The 23,879-nt window shown below is 67.3% G+C and carries 23 protein-coding genes and 1 pseudogene; 10 read left to right on the forward strand and 14 right to left on the reverse strand.

Annotated elements, in window-relative coordinates:
* Positions 1-16: 16 nt before the first annotated feature.
* From rpiB to FO470_RS18940, 8 genes are all read right to left on the reverse strand, one after another.
* Positions 17-463, reverse strand: coding sequence for a ribose 5-phosphate isomerase B (gene rpiB, locus FO470_RS18905; protein ID WP_144344547.1), 447 nt, complete (start codon positions 461-463; stop codon positions 17-19).
* A 68-nt stretch (positions 464-531) separates the two neighbouring features.
* The gene (locus FO470_RS18910) at positions 532-1,332 is read right to left on the reverse strand and encodes a transporter substrate-binding domain-containing protein (RefSeq protein WP_144344548.1); all 801 of its coding nucleotides are present in this window, start codon (positions 1,330-1,332) and stop codon (positions 532-534) included.
* A gap of 34 nt (positions 1,333-1,366) precedes the next feature.
* Positions 1,367-2,131 carry an amino acid ABC transporter ATP-binding protein gene (locus tag FO470_RS18915; RefSeq protein ID WP_144344549.1) on the reverse strand — a complete coding sequence of 255 codons (765 nt, stop codon included), beginning with the start codon at positions 2,129-2,131 and terminating at the stop codon, positions 1,367-1,369.
* Positions 2,132-2,164: 33 nt separating this feature from the next.
* Positions 2,165-2,827, reverse strand: a complete 663-nt coding sequence (locus FO470_RS18920) for an amino acid ABC transporter permease (RefSeq protein ID WP_144344550.1) — start codon at positions 2,825-2,827, stop codon at positions 2,165-2,167.
* Positions 2,828-2,837: 10 nt separating this feature from the next.
* Positions 2,838-3,521: an amino acid ABC transporter permease gene (locus tag FO470_RS18925; RefSeq protein WP_144344551.1), complete on the reverse strand. Its 684-nt coding sequence runs from the start codon at positions 3,519-3,521 to the stop codon at positions 2,838-2,840.
* A gap of 44 nt (positions 3,522-3,565) precedes the next feature.
* A complete protein-coding gene (locus FO470_RS18930; RefSeq protein ID WP_335881019.1) occupies positions 3,566-4,513 on the reverse strand; it encodes an NAD(P)-dependent oxidoreductase in 948 nt (315 codons plus the stop codon).
* Positions 4,510-5,262 (reverse strand): FadR/GntR family transcriptional regulator, encoded by a 753-nt coding sequence (locus FO470_RS18935; protein WP_144344553.1) that lies wholly within the window; start codon positions 5,260-5,262, stop codon positions 4,510-4,512. Before FO470_RS18935 ends, FO470_RS18930 begins: the two co-directional genes overlap by 4 nt.
* A gap of 247 nt (positions 5,263-5,509) precedes the next feature.
* The gene (locus FO470_RS18940) at positions 5,510-6,880 is read right to left on the reverse strand and encodes an LLM class flavin-dependent oxidoreductase (RefSeq protein WP_144344554.1); all 1,371 of its coding nucleotides are present in this window, start codon (positions 6,878-6,880) and stop codon (positions 5,510-5,512) included.
* Between the two features lie 363 nt (positions 6,881-7,243).
* Here FO470_RS18940 and FO470_RS18945 point away from each other — a divergent pair, with 363 nt between their 5' ends.
* The 6 genes from FO470_RS18945 (at position 7,244) to FO470_RS18970 (ending at position 13,910) form a co-directional block, all read left to right on the forward strand.
* Complete coding sequence (locus FO470_RS18945; RefSeq protein ID WP_144344555.1) at positions 7,244-8,299, forward strand: methionine ABC transporter ATP-binding protein; 1,056 nt, start codon at positions 7,244-7,246, stop codon at positions 8,297-8,299.
* Positions 8,289-8,948, forward strand: a complete 660-nt coding sequence (locus FO470_RS18950; protein WP_144344556.1) for a methionine ABC transporter permease — start codon at positions 8,289-8,291, stop codon at positions 8,946-8,948. The genes FO470_RS18945 and FO470_RS18950 overlap by 11 nt, the downstream gene beginning before the upstream one ends.
* A gap of 20 nt (positions 8,949-8,968) precedes the next feature.
* Positions 8,969-9,796, forward strand: coding sequence for a MetQ/NlpA family ABC transporter substrate-binding protein (locus tag FO470_RS18955; RefSeq protein WP_210244935.1), 828 nt, complete (start codon positions 8,969-8,971; stop codon positions 9,794-9,796).
* Positions 9,797-9,860: 64 nt separating this feature from the next.
* Positions 9,861-11,129, forward strand: coding sequence for an SfnB family sulfur acquisition oxidoreductase (locus tag FO470_RS18960; protein ID WP_144344557.1), 1,269 nt, complete (start codon positions 9,861-9,863; stop codon positions 11,127-11,129).
* Between the two features lie 36 nt (positions 11,130-11,165).
* Positions 11,166-12,581, forward strand: a complete 1,416-nt coding sequence (locus tag FO470_RS18965; RefSeq protein WP_144344558.1) for an LLM class flavin-dependent oxidoreductase — start codon at positions 11,166-11,168, stop codon at positions 12,579-12,581.
* Positions 12,582-12,656: 75 nt separating this feature from the next.
* Positions 12,657-13,910, forward strand: a complete 1,254-nt coding sequence (locus FO470_RS18970; protein ID WP_144344559.1) for an acyl-CoA dehydrogenase family protein — start codon at positions 12,657-12,659, stop codon at positions 13,908-13,910.
* A 42-nt stretch (positions 13,911-13,952) separates the two neighbouring features.
* On the opposite strand, the gene bioD is transcribed toward FO470_RS18970, so the two are convergent.
* The 4 genes from bioD to FO470_RS18990 all read right to left on the reverse strand — a co-directional run bounded on the left by bioD (position 13,953) and on the right by FO470_RS18990 (position 17,006).
* Positions 13,953-14,594 carry a dethiobiotin synthase gene (gene bioD, locus FO470_RS18975; protein WP_144344560.1) on the reverse strand — a complete coding sequence of 214 codons (642 nt, stop codon included), beginning with the start codon at positions 14,592-14,594 and terminating at the stop codon, positions 13,953-13,955.
* Positions 14,591-15,685, reverse strand: coding sequence for a biotin synthase BioB (gene bioB, locus FO470_RS18980; protein ID WP_144344561.1), 1,095 nt, complete (start codon positions 15,683-15,685; stop codon positions 14,591-14,593). The genes bioD and bioB overlap by 4 nt, the downstream gene beginning before the upstream one ends.
* A complete protein-coding gene (locus tag FO470_RS18985) occupies positions 15,682-16,248 on the reverse strand; it encodes a biotin transporter BioY (RefSeq protein ID WP_144344562.1) in 567 nt (188 codons plus the stop codon). The genes bioB and FO470_RS18985 overlap by 4 nt, the downstream gene beginning before the upstream one ends.
* An 89-nt stretch (positions 16,249-16,337) precedes the next feature.
* Positions 16,338-17,006, reverse strand: coding sequence for a GntR family transcriptional regulator (locus tag FO470_RS18990; RefSeq protein ID WP_144344563.1), 669 nt, complete (start codon positions 17,004-17,006; stop codon positions 16,338-16,340).
* 85 nt (positions 17,007-17,091) lie between these two features.
* Between FO470_RS18990 and FO470_RS18995 the strand changes: the two are divergent.
* Positions 17,092-17,412, forward strand: a pseudogene (locus FO470_RS18995) (cation transporter); the annotation flags it as partial.
* A 24-nt stretch (positions 17,413-17,436) separates the two neighbouring features.
* On the opposite strand, the gene FO470_RS19000 reads toward FO470_RS18995, so the two are convergent.
* Both FO470_RS19000 and FO470_RS19005 read right to left on the reverse strand, forming a co-directional pair.
* On the reverse strand, positions 17,437-18,771 hold the full coding sequence (locus tag FO470_RS19000) for an HdeD family acid-resistance protein (protein ID WP_144344564.1): 1,335 nt from the start codon (positions 18,769-18,771) through the stop codon (positions 17,437-17,439).
* 150 nt (positions 18,772-18,921) lie between these two features.
* Entirely contained in the window at positions 18,922-19,422 is a 501-nt protein-coding gene (locus FO470_RS19005; RefSeq protein ID WP_144344565.1) for a hypothetical protein, read from the reverse strand.
* 438 nt (positions 19,423-19,860) lie between these two features.
* On the opposite strand from FO470_RS19005, the gene FO470_RS19010 reads away from it, so the two are divergent.
* The 3 genes from FO470_RS19010 (at position 19,861) to fabI (ending at position 23,865) form a co-directional block, all read left to right on the forward strand.
* Positions 19,861-20,724, forward strand: coding sequence for an AraC family transcriptional regulator (locus FO470_RS19010; RefSeq protein ID WP_159599216.1), 864 nt, complete (start codon positions 19,861-19,863; stop codon positions 20,722-20,724).
* Positions 20,725-20,855: 131 nt separating this feature from the next.
* Positions 20,856-23,036, forward strand: coding sequence for a DUF3141 domain-containing protein (locus tag FO470_RS19015; RefSeq protein ID WP_246659641.1), 2,181 nt, complete (start codon positions 20,856-20,858; stop codon positions 23,034-23,036).
* A gap of 43 nt (positions 23,037-23,079) precedes the next feature.
* On the forward strand, positions 23,080-23,865 hold the full coding sequence (gene fabI / locus FO470_RS19020; RefSeq protein WP_144344567.1) for an enoyl-ACP reductase FabI: 786 nt from the start codon (positions 23,080-23,082) through the stop codon (positions 23,863-23,865).
* Positions 23,866-23,879: the final 14 nt, after the last annotated feature.

A 23,879-nucleotide genomic window follows, 5' to 3' on the forward strand; every position in this document is an offset into this window, starting at 1 on the left:
ACGCTCCGCTGTCCGCTCAGCCTTCGGCGTCCATCTGATGCAGCTTCTCGACGCGACGACGGAAGTCCTCGTCGGTGGAGAATTCGGCGGACAGATAGGAGGAGACGAGGTCCTTGGCGAGCCACGGTCCGACGATCTGCGCGCCGATGCACATGACGTTGACGTCGTCGTGCTCCACCGACTGATGGGCGGAATGGATGTCGTGGCAGACCGCGGCGCGGATGCCCTTCATCTTATTGGCGGCGATCGAGGCGCCGACGCCGGTGCCGCAGACCATGATGCCGCGCTCGGCCTCGCCGGAGGTGACCTTGGCGGCGACCTGCCGGGCGATGTCGGGGAAGTCGACCGGCTTGTCGTCATACGAGCCGACGTCGATCACCTCATGGCCGAGGCTGCGGACGTGGTCGATGACGGCGCCCTTCAGCGACCAGCCGGCATGATCGGATCCAATGACGAGGCGCATGTTCTATTCCTCTTGGGGTCGGGAAAAGGCGGCGCCCGTAAAGCGGGCGCCGCCGGGATCGGTTGGGGTCAGCTCGCGCCGCGCATGTTCTCGGGCAGATCGGTTCCGTGATACTTCTTGTAGATCGCGTTCAGCTTGCCGTTCTTGATGTTTTCGGCGATCCACTCGTTGAGCCTGGCGACGAGGCGCGGTTCGCCCTTCTTCACGCCCATGGCGAGATCGAAGGTGGTGATGAGGACCTTCGGCTCGAAGGCGCGGGCGGGGTTCTTCACGCCCACCTGGTTCACGATGGTCGCCGAGGTGGCGACGAAGTCGGCCTGGCCGGTGACGGCGGCGGTCACCATGGTGGCGTCGTCGTCATAGCGGGCGACGTTGAAGCCGCCGCCATCCTTGGCGCGGTTGGTGAGCGCGGTGTCCTGCGTGGTGCCGCGCGAGACCGCGATGGTCTTGCCCTTCAGGTCGTCCCAGCTCTTGACGTCGAGCGTCTTCAGGCCGCCGACGACCGACTGAAGCGCGGCGTAGGGCGCGGTGAAGTCGATCACCTTGGCACGCTCGGGCGTGACCGAGAGCGTCGAGATGACGATGTCGGCCTTGTTGGTCTGCAGGTTCGGAATGCGGGTGGCGCCGGTGGTCTGTACCCACTCGATCTCGAGGCCGAGGTCCTTGGCCAGCAGCTCGGCGGTCTCCACGTCGGAGCCCACGGGCTTCATGCTGCCGTCCATCATGCCGGACGGGGGAATGGCGAGATCCGTCGAGATGCGGATCTTCTTCGCCGCCATGATGTCGTCGAGCTGGTCGGCCCGGACGGCGGTGCCGCCGAGCAGGCAGGCGGCCGCCAGCGCGGCGGCGAGCACGGAATGCTTGAGCATGCGTCTCTCCCTTTGGTTCGTTTGCTTTGTCGGCTCAGAGCCCTGTCCCGACGAACTGAGCGAGTTCCGGGGTGGCGGGCGATGAGAGGATGTCGGCGGGGCCGGCCTCGTGGACCTTGCCCCTGTGCATGAACACCACCTGGTCGGCGATGCCGCGCGCGAAGCCCATTTCGTGGGTGACCATCACCATGGTCATGCCGTCGGCCGCGAGGGCTTCGATGACTTTCAGCACTTCGCCGGTGAGTTCCGGGTCGAGGGCCGAGGTCACTTCGTCGAACAGCATCACCTTGGGCTGCATGGCGAGCGAGCGGGCGATGGCCGCGCGCTGCTGCTGACCACCGGAGAGCTGCTCGGGATAGGCATGGAGCTTGTCGCCGAGACCGACCTGCTCCAGCACCCTGGCGGCGAGCGTCTTCGCTTCCCTCTTCGGCACCTTCTTCACCGAATGCGGAGCGAGAGTGATGTTCTCCTCGATGGTGAGGTGAGGGAACAGGTTATAGCTCTGGAAGACGATGCCGACGTCCAGCCGCAGGGCCCTGAGATCGAGCTGCGGATTGTCGACGCGCAGACCGCACACCTCGATCTCGCCGCTGTCGATGGTCTCGAACCGGTCGATGCAGCGTAGCGCCGTGCTCTTGCCGGAGCCCGAACGGCCGATCAGCACCGTCACCTCGCCGCGCGCCACTTCGAAACTCACGCCGTCGAGCACCTTCAGCGGGCCGAAACTCTTGTGCACGTTGCGCAGCGCGACGACCGGGGCGGTACCGGCTGAAACGGGAGGAGGAGTATGGGCGTTCATGGCGTTTTCCTTCGCGTTCCTCGAGGGCCGGCTTCAGGCCAGTGCCGGCTTCTTCTGGAGGGCCGTTCGCTCCAGCCGGCGGCTGAGGCGCGAGAGCGGGTAGCAGAGCGAGAAGTAGACGAGGGCGATGATCGAATAGATGAGGAAGGGCTCGAACAGCGAGTTGTTGATGATCTGGCCGGAGCGGGTCAGTTCGACGAAGCCGACGACCGAGGCGAGCGACGTGTTCTTGATGATCTGCACCATGAAGCCGACCGTGGGCGGGGTCGCGATGCGGATTGCCTGCGGCAGGATCACCTTCACCATGCGCTGGCTGCGCGACAGGGCGAGGCCTTCGGCAGCCTCCCACTGGGGCTTCGGCACCGCCTCGATGCAGCCGCGCCAGATCTCGCCGAGATAGGCGGCGACGAAGATCGTCATCGAGGCGCCGGCAGCGAGCAAAGGCGAGATGTTGAGCCCGATCGCCGCCAGCCCGAAGAAGGACAGGAACATGATGACGAGCAGCGGCGTACCCTGGATGAGCTGCACATAGGTCGCGGCTAGGATGCGCAGCAGGCGGCTCGGCGAGACGCGGCAAAGCGCGATGAGGAAGCCTGCGGCGCCGCCGCCGATGAGGGCGATCACCGACAGGCCGATGGTCCACAGAGCGCCGTGGCCGAGGAAGAGGAGATGGTTGAGATTCAGAGTGCCGCCCATGGTCCTCTCCTCACAGCGGGGTGCCGAGGCGGCGCCGGCGCGGGAACAGCGCGAGGCCGAGCAGCCAGAAGCCGAGCCGCATGATGAAGGACAGCACCACGTAGATGAGCGCCACGACGATGTAGGTCTCGAAGGAGCGGTAGGTTTCCGACTGGATGTAGTTGGCGACCGCCGTCAGTTCCTCGGCCGAGATCTGCGAGGTGACGGACGAGGCCAGCATCAGCAGCACGAACTGGCTGGTGAGGGCGGGATAGACGCGCTCGATCGCCGGCCACAGCACGACATGCCAGTAGACCTGCGCCTTCGACAGGCCGAGGCCTTCCGCCGCCTCGATCTGGCCCTTGTGGATCGAATCGAAGCCGGCGCGCATGATTTCGGTCGTGTACGCGCCGACATTGATGGTGAGCGCCACCGCCGCGACCGTGAAGGCGGAGAACTTCAGCCCGAGGCTGGAAAGCCCGAAATAGACGAGGAAGATCTGCACCAGCAGTGGCGTGTTGCGGATGCCCTCGACATAGGCGCCGCAGAGCCGCGCGATGAGGACGTTGCCGCCCCGCCGCCCGATGGCACCGAGGGCGCCGATCAACGCGCCGCAGATCACGGCGATGAAGGCGAGCTCCAGCGTCAGCGCTGCTCCGTCGAGCAGGCTCTGCCAGCGGTCGAGAACGACCGAGAAATCGAGTTCAAGACCCATGGTGGAGAACCCCACCTCACTGTCCAGAATGCGTGCTTGTGGCGTCAGCCGTTGCCGGGATGCCGCGGCTGGTTGGCCATGCGGTCATAGACGCGGAACAGCGCCTGATTGCCGTTCGTCCCCTCGCCATGGGCGCGGGCCTCGACATACTGGCTTGTGACCAGCGCGGTCGCCGGCAGCGGCACCGACAAAGCGAGCGCCTGTTCCTGCACCAGCCGCAGGTCCTTCAGCATCAGATCGATGCGGAAGCCGGCGGAGGCGTCTCCGGTGATCATCGACGGCCCGAGCTTGTCGAGCATCCAGGAGGCGGCCGAGCCGCCAAGGAGAACACCGCGCATCTGATCGAGGTCGACGCCGAACGCGCGCCCGAGCGCGATGGCCTCGCAGATCGCCTGGATATTGATGCCGCAGATGAGCTGGTTGCACAGCTTCACCGCCTGACCGGAGCCGGGGCCGCCGACATGGTTGATGGTGGCGCCCATCGCTTCGAAGAAGGGCGTCGCGCGGGCAAAGGCTTCGGCGTCGCCGCCGGCCATGATCGACAGCGTGCCGTTCTTGGCGCCGACGGGGCCGCCGGAAACCGGCGCGTCGATCATGTCGATGCCGGCGGCTTTCAATTCGTCGGCCATGCGCCGCACCGCGACGGGTGAGATGGTGCTCATATCGACCACGAGCCGGCCGCGCGGCGGATCGGCAAGAAGGCCTCCGGGGCCGAGCACGACCTCCTCGACCTGCGGCGTGTCCGGGAGCATGGTGATGGCGACGTCGGCATCGCGGGCGGCATCCGCCGGGCCGGTGGCCGGCTCCGCGCCGAGAGAGACGAGTTCGGCGACGGCATTCGGCAGCACGTCGAAAACGCGCACGGTGAAGCCGGCCTCGATGAGATTGCGCGCCATCTCGCGACCCATCGTGCCGAGGCCGATGAAGCCGACGCGTCCCTGGTTGTTCCGTCCCATGACTTCCTTCTTTTTGCTTGTCGTTCGATGCGTCAGTCGAGCTTGCCGGCGGCGCGTCCTCCCTGGATGGCCAGCTTGCGGCGGAACTCGTCGCCTATCGCGAAGTGTTCGCGAAGCGTGCGGTCGGCGACCTCGGGGTCGCCGGCGACGATGGCGTCGAACACCCGCTTGTGGTCCTCGACGAGATAGGTGCGCATGTCGAAGAGGCGCACGAGGTGACGCCGGTCGAGATGCGAGCGCGTGAGCACCGCCGCCATCGAGTCGTAGAGCACGGCCAGCGTTTCCGAGCCGCTGGCCCGGACGATGGCGCGGTGGAACTCGAAGTCGGCCCGGCCGCCGGCCTCGGTGTCGTCGATCGTCTCCTCGATCCGGCGCAGGGCGACCTGCAGGCGCTCAAGGTCGGACACGCTCGCGCGCTCGGCGGCGAGACGGATAGCCTGGCACTCGATCGCGACGCGTGCCTGGATCACGTCGTCCATCAGGTCGGCGCGGTGCGAGAGCGCGAAAGTGAAGAAGTCGTTCAGTACCGAGATATCCGGGCGCCGCACGATGGTGCCGACGCGGTCGCGGATCTCGACGATGCCGAGCACGGTGAGCGCGCGTAGCGCCTCGCGCAGAATGGGGCGGCTCACGCCGAGCTGTGCGGCGAGCTCGCGCTCCGGGATCAGCCGGTCGCCCGGCTTCAGCGAGCCGGCCAGAAGCCGTTCCCGCAGGAAGGCAAAGACCTTCTCGAAGCCTTTGCCGCCCTGCTCATCCAGCCGTGTGATTTCGAACGTGTCGCTCATGTCTTGTCATGCCGTGGTAAGACCAGTGTGCATACCACGGCCATCACGTCAACCCGTGCGGCGGCGAATGAGGGCCGGCGGGACGCCGAGTTGTCGGGTCTGACTTCCTTTAACCGATTAAGATGTAAGGATTTTCAGGTGCGGAGCACCACCCTGCATTGGTTGTGGCGGGGTTGCTGGTAGTGGCGGAGCGGCCTGTCAGGCGGCCGCCTGCCGGCGAGAGGTTCGATACCGAGCCATGGGTGCGTTATGCCGTTACCGGCCTCGTGCGTGCGGCGGGATGCGGCAGGGCGAGGCGGGGGCCTTCGCCAAAGAGCTTCTCGCGCAGCGATCCGGTCGTGTAGGCGCGCTTGTAGCGGCCACGCCGGGTCAGCTCGGGGACGAGCAGGTCGGCGATATCCTCGAAGGTCTCCGGCATCACGGCATAGCAGAGGTTGAGCCCGTCGACGCCGGTAGAATCCACCCAGGCCTCGATGGCATTGGCGACGGTTTCCGGCCCGCCGGCGACGACCGGGCCGATGCCGCCAATGCCGACATGCTCGGCGACTTCCCGCACCGTCCATACACGGTCGGGATCGGCGCGGGTGATGTTGTCCATGGCGGTGCGTCCGGCGTCGTTCTCGACATGACGCACCTGATCGTCGAGGCTCAGGCGCGAGAAGTCGACCCCGGTCCAGCCGGACATGAGCGCCAGCGCGCCCTCGTGGCTGACATGCGACCTGTATTCGGCGAGCTTCGCGGCCGCTTCCGCGTCGGTGGCGCCGAGTATCACGGTCATCATGCTGAAGACGCGGATGGCGGCCGGCTCGCGCCCGGCGGCGCGTACGGCCTCGCGGATCGCGGCGACGCGCGGGGCGATCACCGCGGCGGAAGGACCCGAGACGAACACGCATTCGGCATGCCGGCCCGCGAAAGCGCGCCCGCGCGGCGAACTGCCGGCCTGGTAGAGCACCGGGGTTCGCTGCGGCGAGGGTTCCGAGAGATGGATCGCGTCGAGCCGGAAATGCGCGCCTTCATGGCGGATGGGCCTGACCTTGGCGGGGTCGGTGAAGATGCCGGCCTGCCGGTCGCGGCGCACGGCGTCGGCGTCCCAGCTCTCCTCCCACAGCCGGTAGACAAGTTCCATGTACTCGTCGGCGATGTCGTAGCGATCGTCGTGGGCGATCAGCTTTTCACCGCCGGCCGCCCGTGCCGCGCTGGCGAGATAGCCGGTGACGATGTTCCAGCCGACCCGCCCGCCGGTGAGATGATCGAGGGTCGACATGCGCCGGGCAAAGGGGAAGGGGGGCTCGTAGGTCAGTGTCGAGGTGACGCCGAAGCCGAGGTGCTCCGTGACGGCCGCCATGGCGGGAACCAGCAGCAAAGGATCGTTCGCCGGGACCTGCGCCGCGCTGCGCAGGGCGGCATCGGGGGTACCGCCATAGACATCGTAAACGCCCAGCACGTCGGCGAGGAAGATGCCGTCGAACCGCCCCCGTTCGAGCGTGCGGGCGAGTTCGAGCCAGTGGCGCAGGTGTCGATATTCCGCCGAGCGGTCGCGCGGATGGCGCCACAGGCCGGGCGACTGGTGACCCACGCAGTTCATGGCGAAGGCGTTGAAGCGGATTTCGCGGGACAAGACGGTCTCCTTGGGCGCGCCCTTCGGTAGAAGGCGGAGCGTTGGAAAAGTCATCGTCGTTTCAAGGCATTGACGAGAGAGGGGAGAGGCAGGCGAGTGTTTCGCTTGACATTGCCAATAGTTTATCGATTTAGTGTATTAAAGTCATAGAGACGTCAATCATGATGCCTTTTCGCCGCAGGATATGCGCATCGCTGGTGTGTCGGCCGGTTCCTCGGAACGGCCGGTCTCACGGCGTTCCGGCGTCCGGCGTCGGGGCTCCCGCAGCGTGCGCCGCACGGCTCCGCGCCTGTCGTTGAAGTCCGGCCCGGGGCGCGTCGCGTCCCTTTTCTCACGACGGCAACCGTCCCCGATTTCGCAGCCATGATCTCGCTGAAAAACGTCACCAAGACCTATGCCGCCGGCGCGCGTTCGACCACGGCGTTGCGCGCGGTCGATCTCGACATCCAGCGTGGGGAGGTCTTCGGGATCATCGGGGCGTCCGGCGCGGGAAAGTCGACCCTGGTGCGTCTGATCAACCTGCTGGAGCGTCCCGATGCCGGCCTCGTGGCCGTCGATGGGCGCGCCACCGATGGGGTGCGCGGACGCGAGCTTCTCGCATTGCGCCGCCGCATCGGCATGGTGTTCCAGCATTTCAACCTGCTGAGCGCCAAGACGGTCGCCCAGAATGTCGCCTTTCCGCTTCAGTTGGCCGGTGAGCGCAATCTCGCCGCGATCGAGGCGCGTGTCGCCGAGTTGCTGGCCCGCGTGGGGCTTTCCGAGCACGCACAGAAATATCCGCGTCAGCTTTCCGGCGGGCAGAAGCAACGCGTGGGGATCGCCCGCGCACTCGCCTGCCGTCCGTCCATCCTGCTCTGCGACGAGGCGACGAGCGCGCTCGATCCCGAGACCACGCGCTCGGTGTTGCGGCTGCTCTCGGAGATCAATCGCGAGCTGGGCCTGACCATCGTGCTCATCACCCACGAAATGGACGTGGTGCGGCAGATCTGCGATCGCGTGGCGGTGCTCGACGCCGGGCGGGTGGCGGAGACCGGGCCGGTGGAGGAGGTGTTCCTGCATCCGCGCCACCCCGCGACGCTCGCCCTGGTGCGCGAGGCCGCGCGCGAAGAGGACGGCGAGGTTTCGCCCGTCCACGGCGCCATCCACCGGCTGACCTTTCTGGGCTCGGCGACGCACAGCCCCATCCTCGGCGTGCTGGCGCGTGAGCATGGCGTCGATTTCAGCATTGTCGGCGGCCAGATCGGATCAATCCGCGACCAACCCTTCGCACAGCTCAACGTGGCTTTCAGCGGCGGCGACGTGGCCGGCGCCCTCGCACGCCTCGACGCGGCCGGCATCGATGTCGAGGCGCTCTACGACCGATCCGCTGCGGCCATACCCGCCGAAGCCCGCATCCGGGAGCTGGCCCATGTCGTTTGACCGCATCGACTGGGTGCAGATCGGCCATGCCGCGCTCGACACGCTCGCCATGCTCGGCGGCGCGCTGTTCTTCACCGTGCTGTTCGGCCTGCCGCTCGGCGTAATCCTCTTCCTCACCGGCCGGGGCCAGTTTCTGCAGCAGGGCGTGATCTACGGCGCCTTGTCCTTCGTGCTGAACATCTTGCGCTCAGTGCCCTTCATCATCCTGCTCATCGTGCTGATGCCGGTGACGACGGTCCTCACCGGCACCTCGCTCGGCGTGCGCGGCGTGATCCCGCCGCTCGTGGTGGGCACCACCGCCTTCTTCGCGCGGCTCGTCGAGACCGCGCTGCGCGAGGTCGACCGGGGCGTCATCGACGCCTCGCGGGCCATGGGCGGCACCGTCGGGCAGATCGTCTTCCGAGCCCTGCTGCCGGAAGCGCTGCCCGGCATCATCGCCGGCATCACCGTCACGGCCATCGTGCTCGTGGACTACACGGCGATGTCGGGCGCCATCGGCGGCGGCGGCATCGGGGATCTCGCCATCCGCTATGGCTACCAGCGCTTCCAGACCGAGGTGATGGTCGTGACGGTGATCCTGCTCATCGTCCTCGTCCAGCTTCTTCAGGCGGCCGGAAACCGGCTCGTCCTTCACTTTTCCCGCAAATGATCCAGCCACGGATGCATGTCATGAGCCCGTTCAAGACCGGCCTCTTCAAGACCCTCATCTCGACCGTCCTCTCTGTTGCCCTGCTTGGCGCCCCGGCCTTCGCCGGCGAGAAGCTGGTGGTCGGCGCCACCGCGGTTCCGCACGCGGAAATCCTGGAGTTCGTGAAGCCCATCGTCGCGAAGGACGGGCTGGAGCTCGATATCCGGGTGTTCTCGGACTACATCCAGCCGAACGCGCAGCTCGTCTCCAAGCAGCTCGACGCGAATTACTACCAGTACCGGCCGTTCCTGAACGATTACAACCGCGAGCGCGGCACCGCACTGGTGCCGATCGTCCCGGTGCATGTAGAGCCCTTCGTCGCCTATTCCCAGAAGATCACGTCGGTCGATCAGATCAAGGACGGCGCCACGGTCGCCATTCCGAACGATCCGGTGAATGGCGGGCGCGGCCTGCTGCTGCTGCAGAAGCTCGGCCTGATCAAGCTGAAGGGCAAGGCGGAACTCGACACGCCGGAAGACCCGCTGCCCAGCCAGAAGGACATTCTGGAGAATCCGAAGAACCTCAAGATCGTCGAGCTGGAATCGGCAATCCTGCCGCGCGCCCTCTCGCAGGTCGATCTCGCTGCGCTGAACGGCAACTACGTGCTGGAAGCTAAGCTCGACCTGGACAAGTCGCTCTACATCGAGCGCGGTCAGGACGGGAAGAACGTCTGGGGCGAGTACCTCGTCACCCGTCCCGAGAACAAGGACGACCCGGCGATCAAGCTTCTCGCCAAGGCGCTCAACTCCGACGCCACCCGCGAATTCATCAAGGAGCGCTATCAGGGGCAGGTCTATCCGGCCTTCTGATGCGGTCCTGGCGGGCGCCCGGCCGGTGCCCGCCTCCTCCTTCCCGCCAGCGGATATCGACATCATGAGCATCGACGCCACTGCCTTCGCGCCCCGGCCCGCTGCGCCGCCGGCCCCGGGAGCGCCGGGCTGGGTGCCCTCCCGTCCCGCGCGTCCCGCGCATGTGATCGCCGACGATGCCGAGGCGATCGCGGTGGCGAAGAGCCTCGCGCCGCTCTTCGCCCGCGACGCGCGCGAGCGCGACCTTGAACGACGCCTGCCTTTCGAGGAGGTCGATGTCTTTTCGCAGAGCGGGTTGTGGGGGATCACCATCCCCAGGGAATATGGCGGCGCTGGCGTCTCCCAGCGCACGCTGGCGAGGGTGTTCGTCGAGCTCGCCTCGGGCGACGCCTCGCTCACCCAGATCGCGCAGAACAGCTTTGAGATCATCGACGTCATCCGCCGGACCGGCAGCGAGGAGCAGAAGCGCGAGCTGTTCGGCCTCGTGCTCGCGGGCCATCGGCTCGGCAACGCCTTCTCCGAGTTCAAGGGCAAGAATGTCGAGGATTTCTCGACCCGGATCGTCCGACGCGGCGACCATTACGTGGTCAGCGGTGAGAAGTTCTATTCCACCGGCGCGCTCTTCGCCCATCTCGTGCCGATCATCGCCCTCGATGAAGAGGGGCATGTCGTCGTGGCGGTCGCCGAGCGCGACGCGCCCGGCCTCAAGGTGATCGACGACTGGTCCGGCATCGGCCAGCGCACCACGGCGAGCGGCACGGTCCGCATCGAGGAGGTCGTGATCCCGGCCTCGCGCTTGCTGCCGGCCCACATCGTCTACGAGAATCCGAGTGCCGTCGGGCCGCAGAGCCAGCTCCTGCAGGCCGCCATCGATGCCGGCATTGCCAAGGGCGCGCTCGCAGCGACCATCGATTTCGTTCGAAACCAAGCCCGTCCCTGGATCGATAGCGGGCAGGAGAAGGCCACGGAGGATCCCTACACCATCGCGGCCATCGGCGATCTGGCGATCCGGCTGCACGCGGCCGAGGCCCTGCTCGACCGTGCCGGCGAGCAGATCGACGCCACGCTGCGGGACATCAACCTCGACAGCATCGCGCTGGCCAAGGTGGCGACCGCCGAGGCGAAGGTACTGACGACCGACATCGCGCTCCTGGCGACCTCGAAGCTGTTCGAGCTCGGCGGCACCCGCGCGAGCCTCGCCCACCATGGGCTCGACCGCCTCTGGCGCGACGCGCGCACCCATACGCTGCATGACCCCGTGCGGTGGAAGTACCACGCAGTCGGCCAGTTCTACCTGAACGGCGTCCACCCCCCGCTTCATTCCTGGATCTGAGGCTGGCCCGCGCGGCCGGAACAACGGGAGACGACCATGTCCCGCCACATCCGCTTCAATGCGTTCGACATGAACTGTGTCGCCCACCAGTCGCCGGGACTGTGGGCGCACCCGCGTGACAAGTCGTGGAAATACAAGGACCTCGACTATTGGCAGGACCTTGCCCGCACGCTCGAGCGCGGGATTTTCGACGGCATCTTCATCGCCGACGTGATCGGCTATTACGACGTCTACAAGGGGTCGAACTGGCACGCGATCCGCGAGGCGGCGCAGATCCCGGTCAATGACCCGCTCCAGCTTGCCGCGCCTATCGCGCTGGCGACCGAGCATCTGGGCATCGGCATCACCGCTTCCACCTCCTTCGAGCACCCCTATACCTTCGCCCGCCGCCTCGCGACCGCCGACCATCACACCAAGGGACGCGTCGGCTGGAACATCGTGACCTCCTATCTGGAGAGCGGCGCCAAGAACATCGGCCAGGGTGGTCTGCGCGGGCACGACAACCGCTACGAGGTGGCGAGTGAGTATGTCGAGGTTCTCTACAAGCTGCTGGAAGGCAGCTGGGAAGAGGACGCGGTGATCCGCGACCGCGACGGCCGCGTCTTCACCGACCCCGCCAAGGTTCACGAGATCGGGCACAAGGGGAAGTATTTCGAGGTTCCCGGCTATGGGCTGACCGAGCCCTCGCCGCAGCGCACGCCGGTGCTCTATCAGGCGGGAGCCTCCGGCGCCGGCAAGGCCTTCGCCGCCGGCCATGCGGAATGCGTGTTCGTCGGCGCACCGACCAAGTCACTGCTGAAGGCCTATGTCGCGGATATCCGCGCGCAGGCCGCGGCGGCGGGGCGCGATCCGCGCAAGGTCTACATCTACAATCTCATCACCCTGATCGTGGATGAGACGGACGAGAAGGCGCGGCGGCGCTTCGAGGACTACAGCAGCTACGCTTCCTATGACGGCTCGCTGGTCTTCATGTCGGGCTGGAGCGGCATCGATTTCGGCCAGTACGCCCCGACCGATCTGCTCAGGAAGGTCGAGACCAACGCCATCGTCTCGATGGTCGAGCACTTCGCCGGCAAGGACAAGCCGTGGACGGTCGAGGAACTGGCGCGCTGGGGCGGCATCGGCGGCGTCGGACCGGTCTTCGTCGGCTCGCCCTCGACGCTCGCCGATATCCTGCAGGAATGGGTGGAGGAGACCGATGTCGACGGCTTCAACCTCGCCTATGCGGTGACGCCGGAGAGCTTCGAGACGGTGGTCGACCTGCTGGTGCCGGAACTTCAGAAGCGAGGCGCCTATCCCACGGCCTACCGGCCGGGGACGCTGCGCGAGAAACTGTTCGGCGACGGGCCCTACCTGCCGGCGACCCATCCGGCGCAGGGCTATCGCGACATTGAGGCGGTCAAGCGCCGGGAGGCCGAGCAGCGCGCCTCCGGGGCGGTGGCTGCCGAATGAACTCCGCAGGCCCGCCGGCGTCGATCCTCGTCCGGGTGGGCCGCTTCCCGACACTCTTCACAAGGTGACGACATCATGAGCCAGATCGATTCCGCCTGGGGTGCAGGCCCGAGCGAGCGCTACGAGGCGCTGGCCGACCATTTTCGTCCGGTCTTCGCGCGGATTGCGGAAGGCGCCGTCCAGCGCGAGCTCGAACGGGAGCTCGCCTTCGAGCCGATCAAATGGCTCAAGGAGGCCGGCTTCGGTGCGGTTCGCCTGCCGGTGGAAGCGGGCGGGCTCGGCGCCAGCCTGCCCGAGCTCGCCAATCTGCTGATCGAGCTCAGCGAGGCGGATTCCAATGTCACGCAGGCGCTGCGCGTGCATTTCGGCGTGGTCGAGGACATCCTCAACACGAGGGACGCCGCCCGCCGCGAGCGCTGGTTCAAGCGCATCGCCGCCGGCGAGACCACCGGCAGCGCCTGGACCGAGGCCGGCAATGCCTCGATCGAGGCGTTCGGTACGCGGCTGACCGAGAAGGGCGGCGAACTCACCGTCACCGGCGCCAAATACTACACGACCGGTTCTCTCTACGCCGACTGGATCGACTTCGGCGTCACCGGTCCGCAGGGCGAGGAGCTTTCGGTCTTCGTGCGCGCGGACGCGCCGGGTGTGAAGATCGTCGACGACTGGGATGGCTTCGGCCAGATTCTCTCGGTGAGTGGCACCACGACCTTCACCGACGTGCCGGTGGCGCGCGAGGAGGTGGTGGACGACAAGGACCGCTTCAAATACTCGGCGGCATTCTACCAGCTCTACCATCTCGCCACGATCGCCGGCATCGGACGCGCCATTACGCGCGACGTTGCCCGCGCGGTCGCCGCACGCAATCGCACCTACACCCATGCCAATGGGTCCCGTTCCAGCCAGGACCCGCAGGTTCTGGCGGTGGTGGGACGCGCGCGCGGTGCGGCCTATTCGGCGGGTGCCATCGCACTGAAGGCGGCGGAATCACTCCAGCGGGCCTTCGACGCGCGTTTCACCGGGAATGACGAGGCCGAGGAACATGCCAACGCCATTGCCGAGCTGGAGACCGCGCAGGCGCAGACGGTGGTGACGAGCCTGGTGCTCGATTCCGCCACCAGCCTGTTCGACGCGCTCGGCGCTTCCGCCACGCGCAAGCCGCTCGGTCTCGACCGGCATTGGCGCAATGCGCGCACGCTCTCCTCGCACAATCCGCGCATCTACAAGGACCGCATCGTCGGAGACTTCGCCGTCAACGGCACCCTGCCGCCCTATCAGTGGCGGATCGGCCGGCCGGCCGCCGAGCCCGCCCGTCAGGCGGCGGAATAAGGAGCAGGCCGCGCGCGGACCAACGAGGCTCCGCGTGCGGCGTCATATCGGAAGATGCGGGAAGGACGCCGCAAAGGCTGCTTCCAGCGTCGTCGCCGTAAGCGGCGCCAGCATCGGCAGGCGGCCGAGAACGGCAGCACCGCCGAGATCGGCGACGATCTCCTGCGTATCCGGCTCGGCATCGCCGATGAAGGCGACGCCGAGGACCGGGATGGATCGACGGCGCAGTGCTTCCAGCGACAGAAGCGTGTGATTGATGGTGCCCAGCCGGGTGCGTGCGCACAGGATCACCGGCAGCCGCCAGTCGGCGAAGACATCCAGAAAGGTGAGCCGCCGGGTCAGCGGCACCATCAGCCCGCCGGCTCCCTCGATGACCAGCGGACCGGCAGCCGCCGGCGGGACGAGGCGGCCGGCTTCGAGCGTAACGCCGTCGATGCAGGCTGACCGATGCGGCGAGGCGGGTGTGCACAGTCGATAGGCTTCCGGCAGAACCCGTCCGGCCGGAAGGCCGCCGAGCCTTTTCGCGACCTCGCTGTCGGTTTCGCCGTCGAGGCCCGCCTGCACCGGCTTCCAGTAGGATGCGCCGATCCGGCGCGCGAGGCCGGCGGCGAACACGGTCTTCCCGATGTCCGTATCGGTGCCGGCGACCACGATGCGCGCGTCGCCGGCACTCTGGGCGTTCACCGCGTATCCCCGGCAAGCGGCGTCGCGGGCGCGGGTCGATGCGCGACCGGCCTTTGCGCCGGGCTGTATGGTGTCGGGAGACCCGCGTTCTCTCCAGGCAACGCCGCTGCCCGCATGCCGAGCTTGCCGAGCAGGGTGGCGTCCCGGTCCCGGGCCGGGTTGCCGGTGGTCAGCAGCACCTCTCCGGTGAAGATGGAGTTGGCGCCGGCGAGGAAGCAAAGGGCCTGCAACTCGTCGCTCATGGCGCTGCGTCCCGCCGAAAGGCGCACGACGCTGCGCGGCATCAGGATGCGGGCGAGCGCGACGAGCCGCACGAAAGCGATCGGCTCGACGGGTTCGGCCTTCTGCATCACCGGCGTACCGGCGATCGGATGCCACATGTTGAGGGGCACGCTCTCCGGCGGCTCGTCGAGATCGGCCAGCGTGACCAGCATGACGATGCGGTCGTCGATGGTCTCGCCCATGCCGACGATCCCCCCGCAGCAGACCTTGATACCGCCGGCGCGGACGTGGTCGAGCGTTTCCAGCCGGTCCTCCATCGTCCGCGTGGTGACGATCTGGGGGTAGAAGGCCGGGGAGGTGTCGATGTTGTGGTTGTAGTAGTCGAGGCCCGCTTCGCCGAGGCGTTCCGCTTGCGCGGGCGTGAGCATGCCGAGCGTGACGCAGGCTTCCATGCCAAGCGCCTTGACGCCCTCGATCATGGCGCACACCACGTCCATGTCGCGGTCCTTGGGGCTCCGCCACGCCGCGCCCATGCAGAAGCGCGTGGCGCCGCCCGCTTTCGCCCGCCGCGCCTCGGCGAGCACGGCCTCCACCTCCATCAGCTTTGTCGCTTTCACGCTGCCGCGGTGGTGGGCACTTTGCGAGCAGTAGCCGCAATCTTCCGGGCAGCCCCCGGTCTTGATGGAGAGCAGCGTCGCCGTCTCCACCACTGCCGGATCGAAACAGCAACGGTGGACGCTCTGGGCCTGGAAGAGCAGTTCGGGGAAGGGGAGGGTGTAGATGTCCCGTGCCTGCGCCTGTGTCCAACGGGGGCGGCGGGAGCCGGCCGACCCCTCGGATCGGCCGGGCGAGGAAGGGGCAGCGCTCACCGCCCGATCTTCCCGATCAACCGCCGGGGAACGAACAGCGCCCCGATCGCGACCATGGCGATGTTGATCAGATCGCCGAGGATGAAGGGTGTGAAGCCGAGCGGAACGACGTCAGCAACCGGAACATAGAGTGCCAGCCAGATAAGGCCGAGCGCATAGGTGACGGCAAGGCCGGCCAGCATGGCGCCGGTGCGGCCGAGCGTGCCACGCCCTTCCGCCAGCGCGCCGGAAATCCAGCTCGCGGCGAGATAGCCCAGGAGATAGCCGCCGGTGGGGCCGACCATGTAGGCGAGGCCGATGCCGCGTTCCGGGGTGCCGGAGAAGACCGGTAGACCCGCCGCGCCGACAGCGAGATAGGTCAGGAAGGTCGCGGTGGCGAGGCGCGGGCCGACGGCGAGGGCGACGGTCATCACCGCCAGCGTGTGCAGCGTCATCGGCACCGGCCAGGATGGCACGCGGATTTTCGCACACAGCGTGATGAGCGCGACGCCGAGAACGATCACGGCGGTTTTCTTCGCCATCGAGCGAAGCTGCGGGGGCGACAGGGCGAGAGTCTGATTCATGATCACTCCTGAATTATAGATAATTATCGAATCTATCGATAATGAATCCACAGGAGCAGCCGGGACGCAATGCTATTTATAGATAATAATCAGCCGACAATGGCGAAGGCGCTGCGCGGCGTGCCGCCGGAGCCGGAAACCGGACGCTGCCCGATCCAGCCGACATGCCGGGTAAGGGTCGCACAGGCGGACTCGATGTCGCCCTTGCGCAGATAGGCGAGGATGGCGCGGTGATCGTGGTCGGTGCGCGCCTCCCAGTCCGAGCGCCAGGCAGCGAAGAGGAAACGCGCACTGGCGGCATGCAGGTCATCGATGGCGGCGAGCAGGCGGGGCATGCCGCAGGGTTCAAGGATCAGGCGGTGAAAGCGCCGGTTGGCTTCCTCCCACGAGCGTACATCCCGCGAGGCGTCGCCAGCATGCGTGGCGTCCTCGGCGGCGTCGAGAATGGCGGCAGTGAGGTTAGGCGCGGCATGCCGAAGGGCGAGCACCTCGAGGGCGGCGCGCATCTGCGCGACCTCCTTCACTTCGGCCAGCTCGAAGGACGCGACGCGCACACCGCGACGCGGCTCGCTGACCGCCAGTCCTTGCGCCTCCAGACGGCGAAATGCCTCGCGAACCGGAACATGGCTGGCACCGAATTCCTCGGCGATATGATCCTGCCGAAGCCGGGCGCCGGGCTCGATCTGCCCGGCGATGATCCGTTCCGCGAGGGTGCGGCTGATGCGGGCCGCCAGCGTCTCTTCCGATCGTGTGCTCATATTTTATAGATAATTTGCGCCGGGGCGATTGTCGATGCGGCGTCCTCGCGCCCTGCCCTGCGCCTGTTGACGCCGCAAACGTGGAATCCCGATGCCGGTCGCTGCCGTGCGGCGGGCGCTGGCCGACATCCTTCTGGTGACGCCGGCCGATCTCAAGCAGCATGTCGACGAGGTGGCCCGAACCATCGTCCAGCGGCACGGCTTCGTGTCCTGCCGGGCCCATATCGCGCGCGTCGGTCGCGGCCGGCAGATCGAGCTCTACGTCATCGTTCCGGCCGCATGGCCGGCGCGGCGGCTGGAGGCGTGGGACGCGGTCCGTGACGAGATCGGCGCGCTGATCGGCAGGGACAGTCCCGACCGGTGGATGACCATCGTCTTCACCACCGATCCGGAATGGGCGGACTGAGCGGCCGACGAACGGGCCGGCGCTTCACGCCCGCTCGCCGATGCGGGCCCGCGCCGCGATGTGACGCTCGCGCCAGGCGTCCTGAAGGCGCTGGCGCCAGCGCCGGTCGCCACGCTCGGTCACCTCGTGGAGGAAGCGCGCATAGTCGAGCGCGAGGCCCGGCGTCCACGTCATCAGCTCGGCGCGCCCGCGCACCAGGCGCAGCAGCCAGAAATGCGGGTCGACGAGCAGCTTCAGCAGGCGGCGCAGGGGTTTGCCGTCCCGGAGAACGCCCTCCATCGCCGCATCGAGCGCGAGAATGGACGACGACGAACAGTTGCGCGCTGTGAGATTGTAGGTCGTGTCCTGCGAATACTCTCGCCAGAAGGCGCGCAGCGCCGCGGGGTTGAAGCGGGTGAAGGTGACGGTTTGATCTGCGGGGCACCAGCCCGCGACTTCTTCCGCGTAGGAAGGCTGGAAGCGTCCGGCGACGTCGTTCTGCGTGCGGGAATCCAGCAGGTGGCGGAAGTCGTCGCTGTCGCGATCGATCTCGACCGCCGGATAGTGGCTCACATAGAGATCGGGCGGCAGTTCGAGCGCTGCATGGCCGGTCGACACCACGCCGTGGCGGTCTACCGCGGCGACGTAGCGGCGTACCACGATGGGGCCGTGGCCTCCGTCGGCCGAGCCGGTGGCGGTCCATACGTGAAGCATCAGCGTCTGTCCCGGAAACTCCGCGCCGGCCCCCCTGTTCTCATAGCCGTGGCCCCCGCCGCCATGCCAGTTGCGGGAAGCGTAGAAGGGCAGCGATGTTACGGAGCGGCCCGGGCCGAGGGCGCGCAACTGCATGGCGAGCTGGAATAGCGTGTAGCCCGAGCTCAGCAGCAGTAGCGCGAGGCAGAAGGGCACGGTCAGGCGATGGGGCAGGGGGTGGCCGGCCAGGATGACGACGGCGAGGACGATCTCGACGAGGCCTGCGGCCAGTCCCTGCCGCCAGCGCGGATTGCGCACGACGGCGGCGGAGGCGATGCGCAGAACGCCGTCGATGGCGAAGGCAGCTCCGAACAGCGTGGCGCTGCCGATGTTGTTGTCCCAGGGAATGTCGGCGACCAGGAAGCCAGCGATGAGGAAGGCGAGTCCCCGCGCCACCGCTCGCAGATGAGTACGCACTCCGAGCAGCATGGCGGCGGCGAGCTCCACCAGCCCGTGCAGGGCGAGAAGGATGCCCAGCGTATCGGTGACGACGCTCAGCTTGCCGTCGCTCAGGTCGGCCAGCATCAGCAGGCCGAGCAGGCAGGTGCCGGCGCCCGCCATCGCGAGGACGCGCCACTGAGGGCGTAGCGCATCTCCTCCGAGGAGCAGGAAGGCAAGACGGATCATCGATGATTCCTCACGAGCGGCCCGGAGCGGAAGCCGCAGCCGGGCCCGGGGGGGCGCCGCCCTGTTACCACGACCGGACGGATCGGTGGCGGCGATCGACGTGTCGCCGATGGCGGGCTTTTGGTGAAGGCGGTCTGCGGCGGATTGCGGCTAGGGCTTGGCCGGCGTGCCGGTAGCCTCGCCAATCAGCTTGCAGGCGAGCGTCTTTGGAGCCTGCCTCGCCTCGGCGAGCGGGCCGTCGATGATGTCGCAATCGAGCAGGTTGTCGTCGCTGCTCTTGCGCGCCGAGGCGATGTTGACGTTGACCTGCACGGGGCCTTCCAGCCAGCCGAGGTGCTGCGGATCGAGCCGGACGGCGGGAACGGCATACCGGCCCGCAATACCGGGAATGGGGATGTCCCGGCTCGGGCCGAAGCCGATCTGGCCCATCTCGTCGGCGTGCTTCTGCGAGCCTTTCTTCGGCCAGCCGTAATAATCGACCATGATCACCATCGCTTCGTGCCGGGCGGCCAGCGTCGCGGCGGCTTTCGCCGACAGGACGATGTTCACCTCGAAGCCGGTGTCCTCCTGAGCGGCGGCCGGTGCCGCCAGAACGGCCAGGCCGAGAGCGAGCAGGGCGGCGCCGGCAGGCCGGCAGCGGGGCGTCTCCATGAGCATCTCCTTCGTCGCTTCCAGTGCGTACCGATACCCCCGGTCGCGGAGCGATCGACGCGGCGGACGGGCCGCGGTCGGCGACCGGGGACGCGGTCATGCCCGTACCACCGGCGGATCACGACAGGCACATTCCCGCCCTGGAGCATGGCTCCATGGCAAGGCATCGGATCGGGACGCTTCTTGCCCGACCGAATAGGGCGTTTCACGACCGGACGGTCCGAAATGACCAGAATAGAGCGCTATTCCGATAGCGCGTCGCCTTCTGACATATCGCCTCCGGCCATCACAAACGCCTGCCATATATGGCGCGCGCGCGTCCGAGTCCTCCATCGGGGGCCGTATGGGGTGGGTTGCGCCGGTGTCCTTCGACGTCGATTGATTGAACGGCGGTGGTGTCGCCATTCTCCTCCGTCATTCAATCGATCGGGAGTTCCCTTGTCTGGCCTGTTGCGAGCGGTTCCGAATGCCTGGGGTCCGAAAGTCAGGGCGGAAAGCGGTGAGGCAACCCAGACGCGGACGGGACCGAACGAGATCAGCTTCACGGCGCCCGCCAATCTGGCGCTGGTGATGCTCTCGCCGCAGCCGAACCGCGAAGTGGCGCTGAACAGCGACCGCAAGACCGTCGGGCTCGCTCCGATCGGCGCCATCGAGATCGTGCCGGCGGGGGCCGAGGTGTTCGCGCGCTGGACGGTAGACAAGGAGAACATGCTGGTCGCTATCGATGAGAGACGTCTCTCCCGGCTGGCGGGCATGGAGTTCGGCAAGGACAGCTTCGAGCTCCAGCCGCCGAAGGTCGGCCTCATCGACCGGAAGGCGTTGGTATTCACGAATCTGATGCGGGAAGAGTTTCAGCGTGGATCCGAGATCAACGAGCTCTGCTTCGACGGGCTCATCACGCTCTTCGCGACCCATCTGCTCCGCAACTATTCCTCCCTGCGCGAGCAGTCGGATCCGTTGATGAGCGGCGGGCTGTCGCCGAGGGCGTGGCGCAGCGTCAGCGATTACATCCAGGACAACCTGTCCGGGCGGCTCTCCATCGCGCAGCTCGCCGACGTGGCGAACCTGTCGCCGAGCCATTTCCTGCGGGCCTTCCGCCGGACCACCGGCCAGACGCCGCACCAGTACCTCGTCGCCCAGCGTCTGACCTTCGTCGAGCGGCTGGTAAGGACGACCGACACGCCGCTGGACATGGTGGCCCGATCTGCCGGATTCTCCAGCAACAGCCACATGACGGCGACGCTGAAGCGGTTGCGGGGGATCACGCCGACGGATCTGCGCCGCGAGGTGCGGCGGGGATGAGGCCTCCCTTTGACAGGCGTCAAGCCGGGAGCGTCATGCATCGATTGTAATGGCCGGGCATCGTATGCTGTCGGAAACCTGGAGGTGGAGCCATGGACGTCCGAGGTGAGGCTGTGACAGGTGCCGGGCTGATGGCGGATGCCGCTGCCTATGCGGTGGACGCGGGCCAGCGCTGGACGCTGTTCCTCGACACGCTGCGCCGACGCGGGCTGCAGTACGAGGCCCATCTGGCCGAGCCGCTGCCCAACGTGCTCGACTATGCCGCCGAACTGATCAGCGACGGGCGGGAACTGCTGCGCGCGGTGAACTATGTGCTGATGCGCATCGTGCCGCCGGCGGGCACCTCCGTCGACGAGCGCAAGCGGCCCTTCATGATCGTTGACCCGCGCGCGGGGCATGGCCCCGGCATCGGCGGCTTCAAGGCCGACAGTGAGATCGGCGTCGCCATGAAGGCCGGCCATCCCTGTTATTTCGTCGGTTTCCTGCCAGACCCGGTGCCCGGCCAGACGATCGAGGATATCTCCCGCGCCGAGGCGCACTTCCTGGAGACGATCATCGCCCGCCACCCGCAGGCGGAGGGCAAGCCCTGCGTGATCGGCAACTGCCAGGCCGGCTGGGCGGTGATGATGCTGGCGGCGGTGCGGCCGGATCTGTTCGGCCCGATCATCATCGCCGGCGCGCCGCTCTCCTACTGGGCCGGCGTGAAAGGGCGCAACCCGATGCGCTATTCCGGCGGCCTGCTCGGCGGCACCTGGCTGACCGCGCTGACCAGCGACCTCGGCGCCGGCGTGTTCGACGGCGCCTGGCTGGTGCAGAACTTCGAGAACCAGAACCCCGCCAACACGCTCTGGACCAAGCAGTACAACCTCTATTCGAAGATCGACACCGAGGTGGACCGCTATCTCGGTTTCGAGAAGTGGTGGGGCGGTCATGTGACGCTGAACGCAGAGGAAATCCAGTTCATCGTCGACGAGCTGTTCGTCGGCAATCACCTTGCCTGCGGCGACATCCGCACCTCCGACGGCACGGCGATTGACCTGCGCAACATCCGCTCGCCGATCGTGGTGTTCTGCTCGCAGGGCGACAACATCACCCCGCCGCAGCAGGCGCTGGACTGGATTCTCGACCTCTATGACAGCGTCGACGAGATCCGCTCCTACGGCCAGACCATCGTCTATTCCGTGCACGACAAGATCGGTCATCTCGGCATCTTCGTCTCCGGCAGCGTGGCGCGGAAGGAGCACGAGGAGTTCGCTTCCAACATCGATTTCATCGATGTGCTTCCGCCCGGTCTCTACGAGGCGATCTTCGAGCCGAAGACCGGCTCCGAGGCCGATCCCGAGTTGATCACCGGCGACTGGATCATGCGCTGCGAGGCGCGCGACCTCGACGACATCCGGGCGCTCGGCGGCAACGATCTCGACGACGAGCGCCAGTTCGCCGCCGCCGCGCGCGTCTCCGAGACCAATCTCTCGCTCTACCGGGCGCTGGCGCAGCCCTTCGTGCGCGCGGGCGTCAACCCGGCGATGGCGGAAGCCTTCCGCAAGCTGCATCCGCTTCGCCTGCAATATGAGCTGTTCGGCTCCCGCAACCCCTTCCTCGCCTGGGTGGGCGAGGCGGCGGAGAAGGTGCGCGAGGAGCGCCAGCCGGTCTCGCCCGACAATCCCTTCATCAAGGCGCAGGAGCAGGTCTCGCGTCAGATCGTCGAAACCCTCGATGCCTGGCGCCAGACCGTCGAGCACCAGAGCGAGCTGGCCTTTCGCGCGATCTACGGCTCGCCACTGCTGCAGGCGGCGGTGGGCATCGACCGCACCGCCGACAGGCGCCCGCGCAGCGCGGCGAAGAATGAGCTGCACCGCGAGCTGATCCGCCGGCGTATCCGCGAGCTGCGCGAGGATGTCGGCCGCGGCGGCCTGCTGGAGGCGGTGACGCGTGCGCTGGTTTACATCGGCCTCGCCCGCAACAGCGCTGACGAGCGCGGCTTCGAGGCCGTGCGCCGGCTGCGGGCCGAGCATGAGCGGGCGCGCCAGTGCACCCTCGAGGAATTCAAGGCGATGGTCCGAGAGCAGTACTTCATGCTGCTGATCGACCCCGCGGCGGCGCTGCAGGCCATCCCCGGCCTGCTGCCGGCGGAGCCGGACGAGCGCGCGGCGGCCTTTGAGGTGCTGCGCGAGGTGCTCTCGGCGCGGGGCCCGGTGACCGGAGAGGCTGGCGAGCGGCTGGAGGAGATCCGCACCCTGTTCGGGCTTGCCACCGCGCCCGAGCCGAGCGTCCGCAAGCCCGCGCTCAAGCTGGCCAGCAAGAAAGACTGAAGCGCCGCGCCAACACGCGATCCCCACCTGATCTGGAGGCCGGATGTCCATCCCCGCGGTCAAGATGAAGCTGCTCGAGGGCAAGAAGGGCCTCGTCGTCGGTATCGCCAACGACCAGTCCATCGCGTGGGGATGCGCCCGGGCGTTCCGGGGCTTCGGGGCGGAGGTTGCCGTCACCTATCTGAACGGCAAGGCGAAGCCCCATGTCGAGCCGCTGGCGCGCGAGCTGGAGGCGCCGATCTTCATGCCGCTCGACGCCACCGTGCCGGGGCAGATGGAGGCCGTGTTCGAGCGCATCGGCGAGACCTGGGGCGAACTCGACTTCGTGGTGCACTCCATCGCCTTCGCCCCGCGCGACACGCTGGCGGGACGGGTCACCGACGCGCCGCTCGCCGGCTTCCTGAAGACCATGGAGATTTCCTGCTGGTCGTTCATCCGCATGGCGCATCTGGCCGAGCCCTTGATGAAGAACGGCGGCAGCCTCTTCACCATGACCTATTACGGCTCGGAGAAGGTCATCGAGAACTACAACATCATGGGCGTGGCCAAGGCGGCGCTGGAGAGCGCCGTGCGCTACATGGCGGCGGAACTGGGCCCCAAGCGCATCCGCGTCCACGCCATCTCGCCGGGGCCGCTGGCGACGCGCGCGGCCTCCGGCATCCCGGAGTTCGACACGCTGCTCGAAAAGGCCAAGCGCAAGGCGCCGGCGCGCGAACTGGTGACGATCGACGATGTGGGCGTCGCCACCGCCATCCTCGCCCACGATGCGACACGCCTGATGACCGGGCAGGTGCTCTATATCGACGGCGGCTACCACATCATGGATTGAGATGGCGGGGCGGG

It is taken from the genome of Ancylobacter moscoviensis (genome assembly GCF_007559435.1).
In the GTDB taxonomy this organism is placed as follows: domain Bacteria; phylum Pseudomonadota; class Alphaproteobacteria; order Rhizobiales; family Xanthobacteraceae; genus Ancylobacter; species Ancylobacter moscoviensis.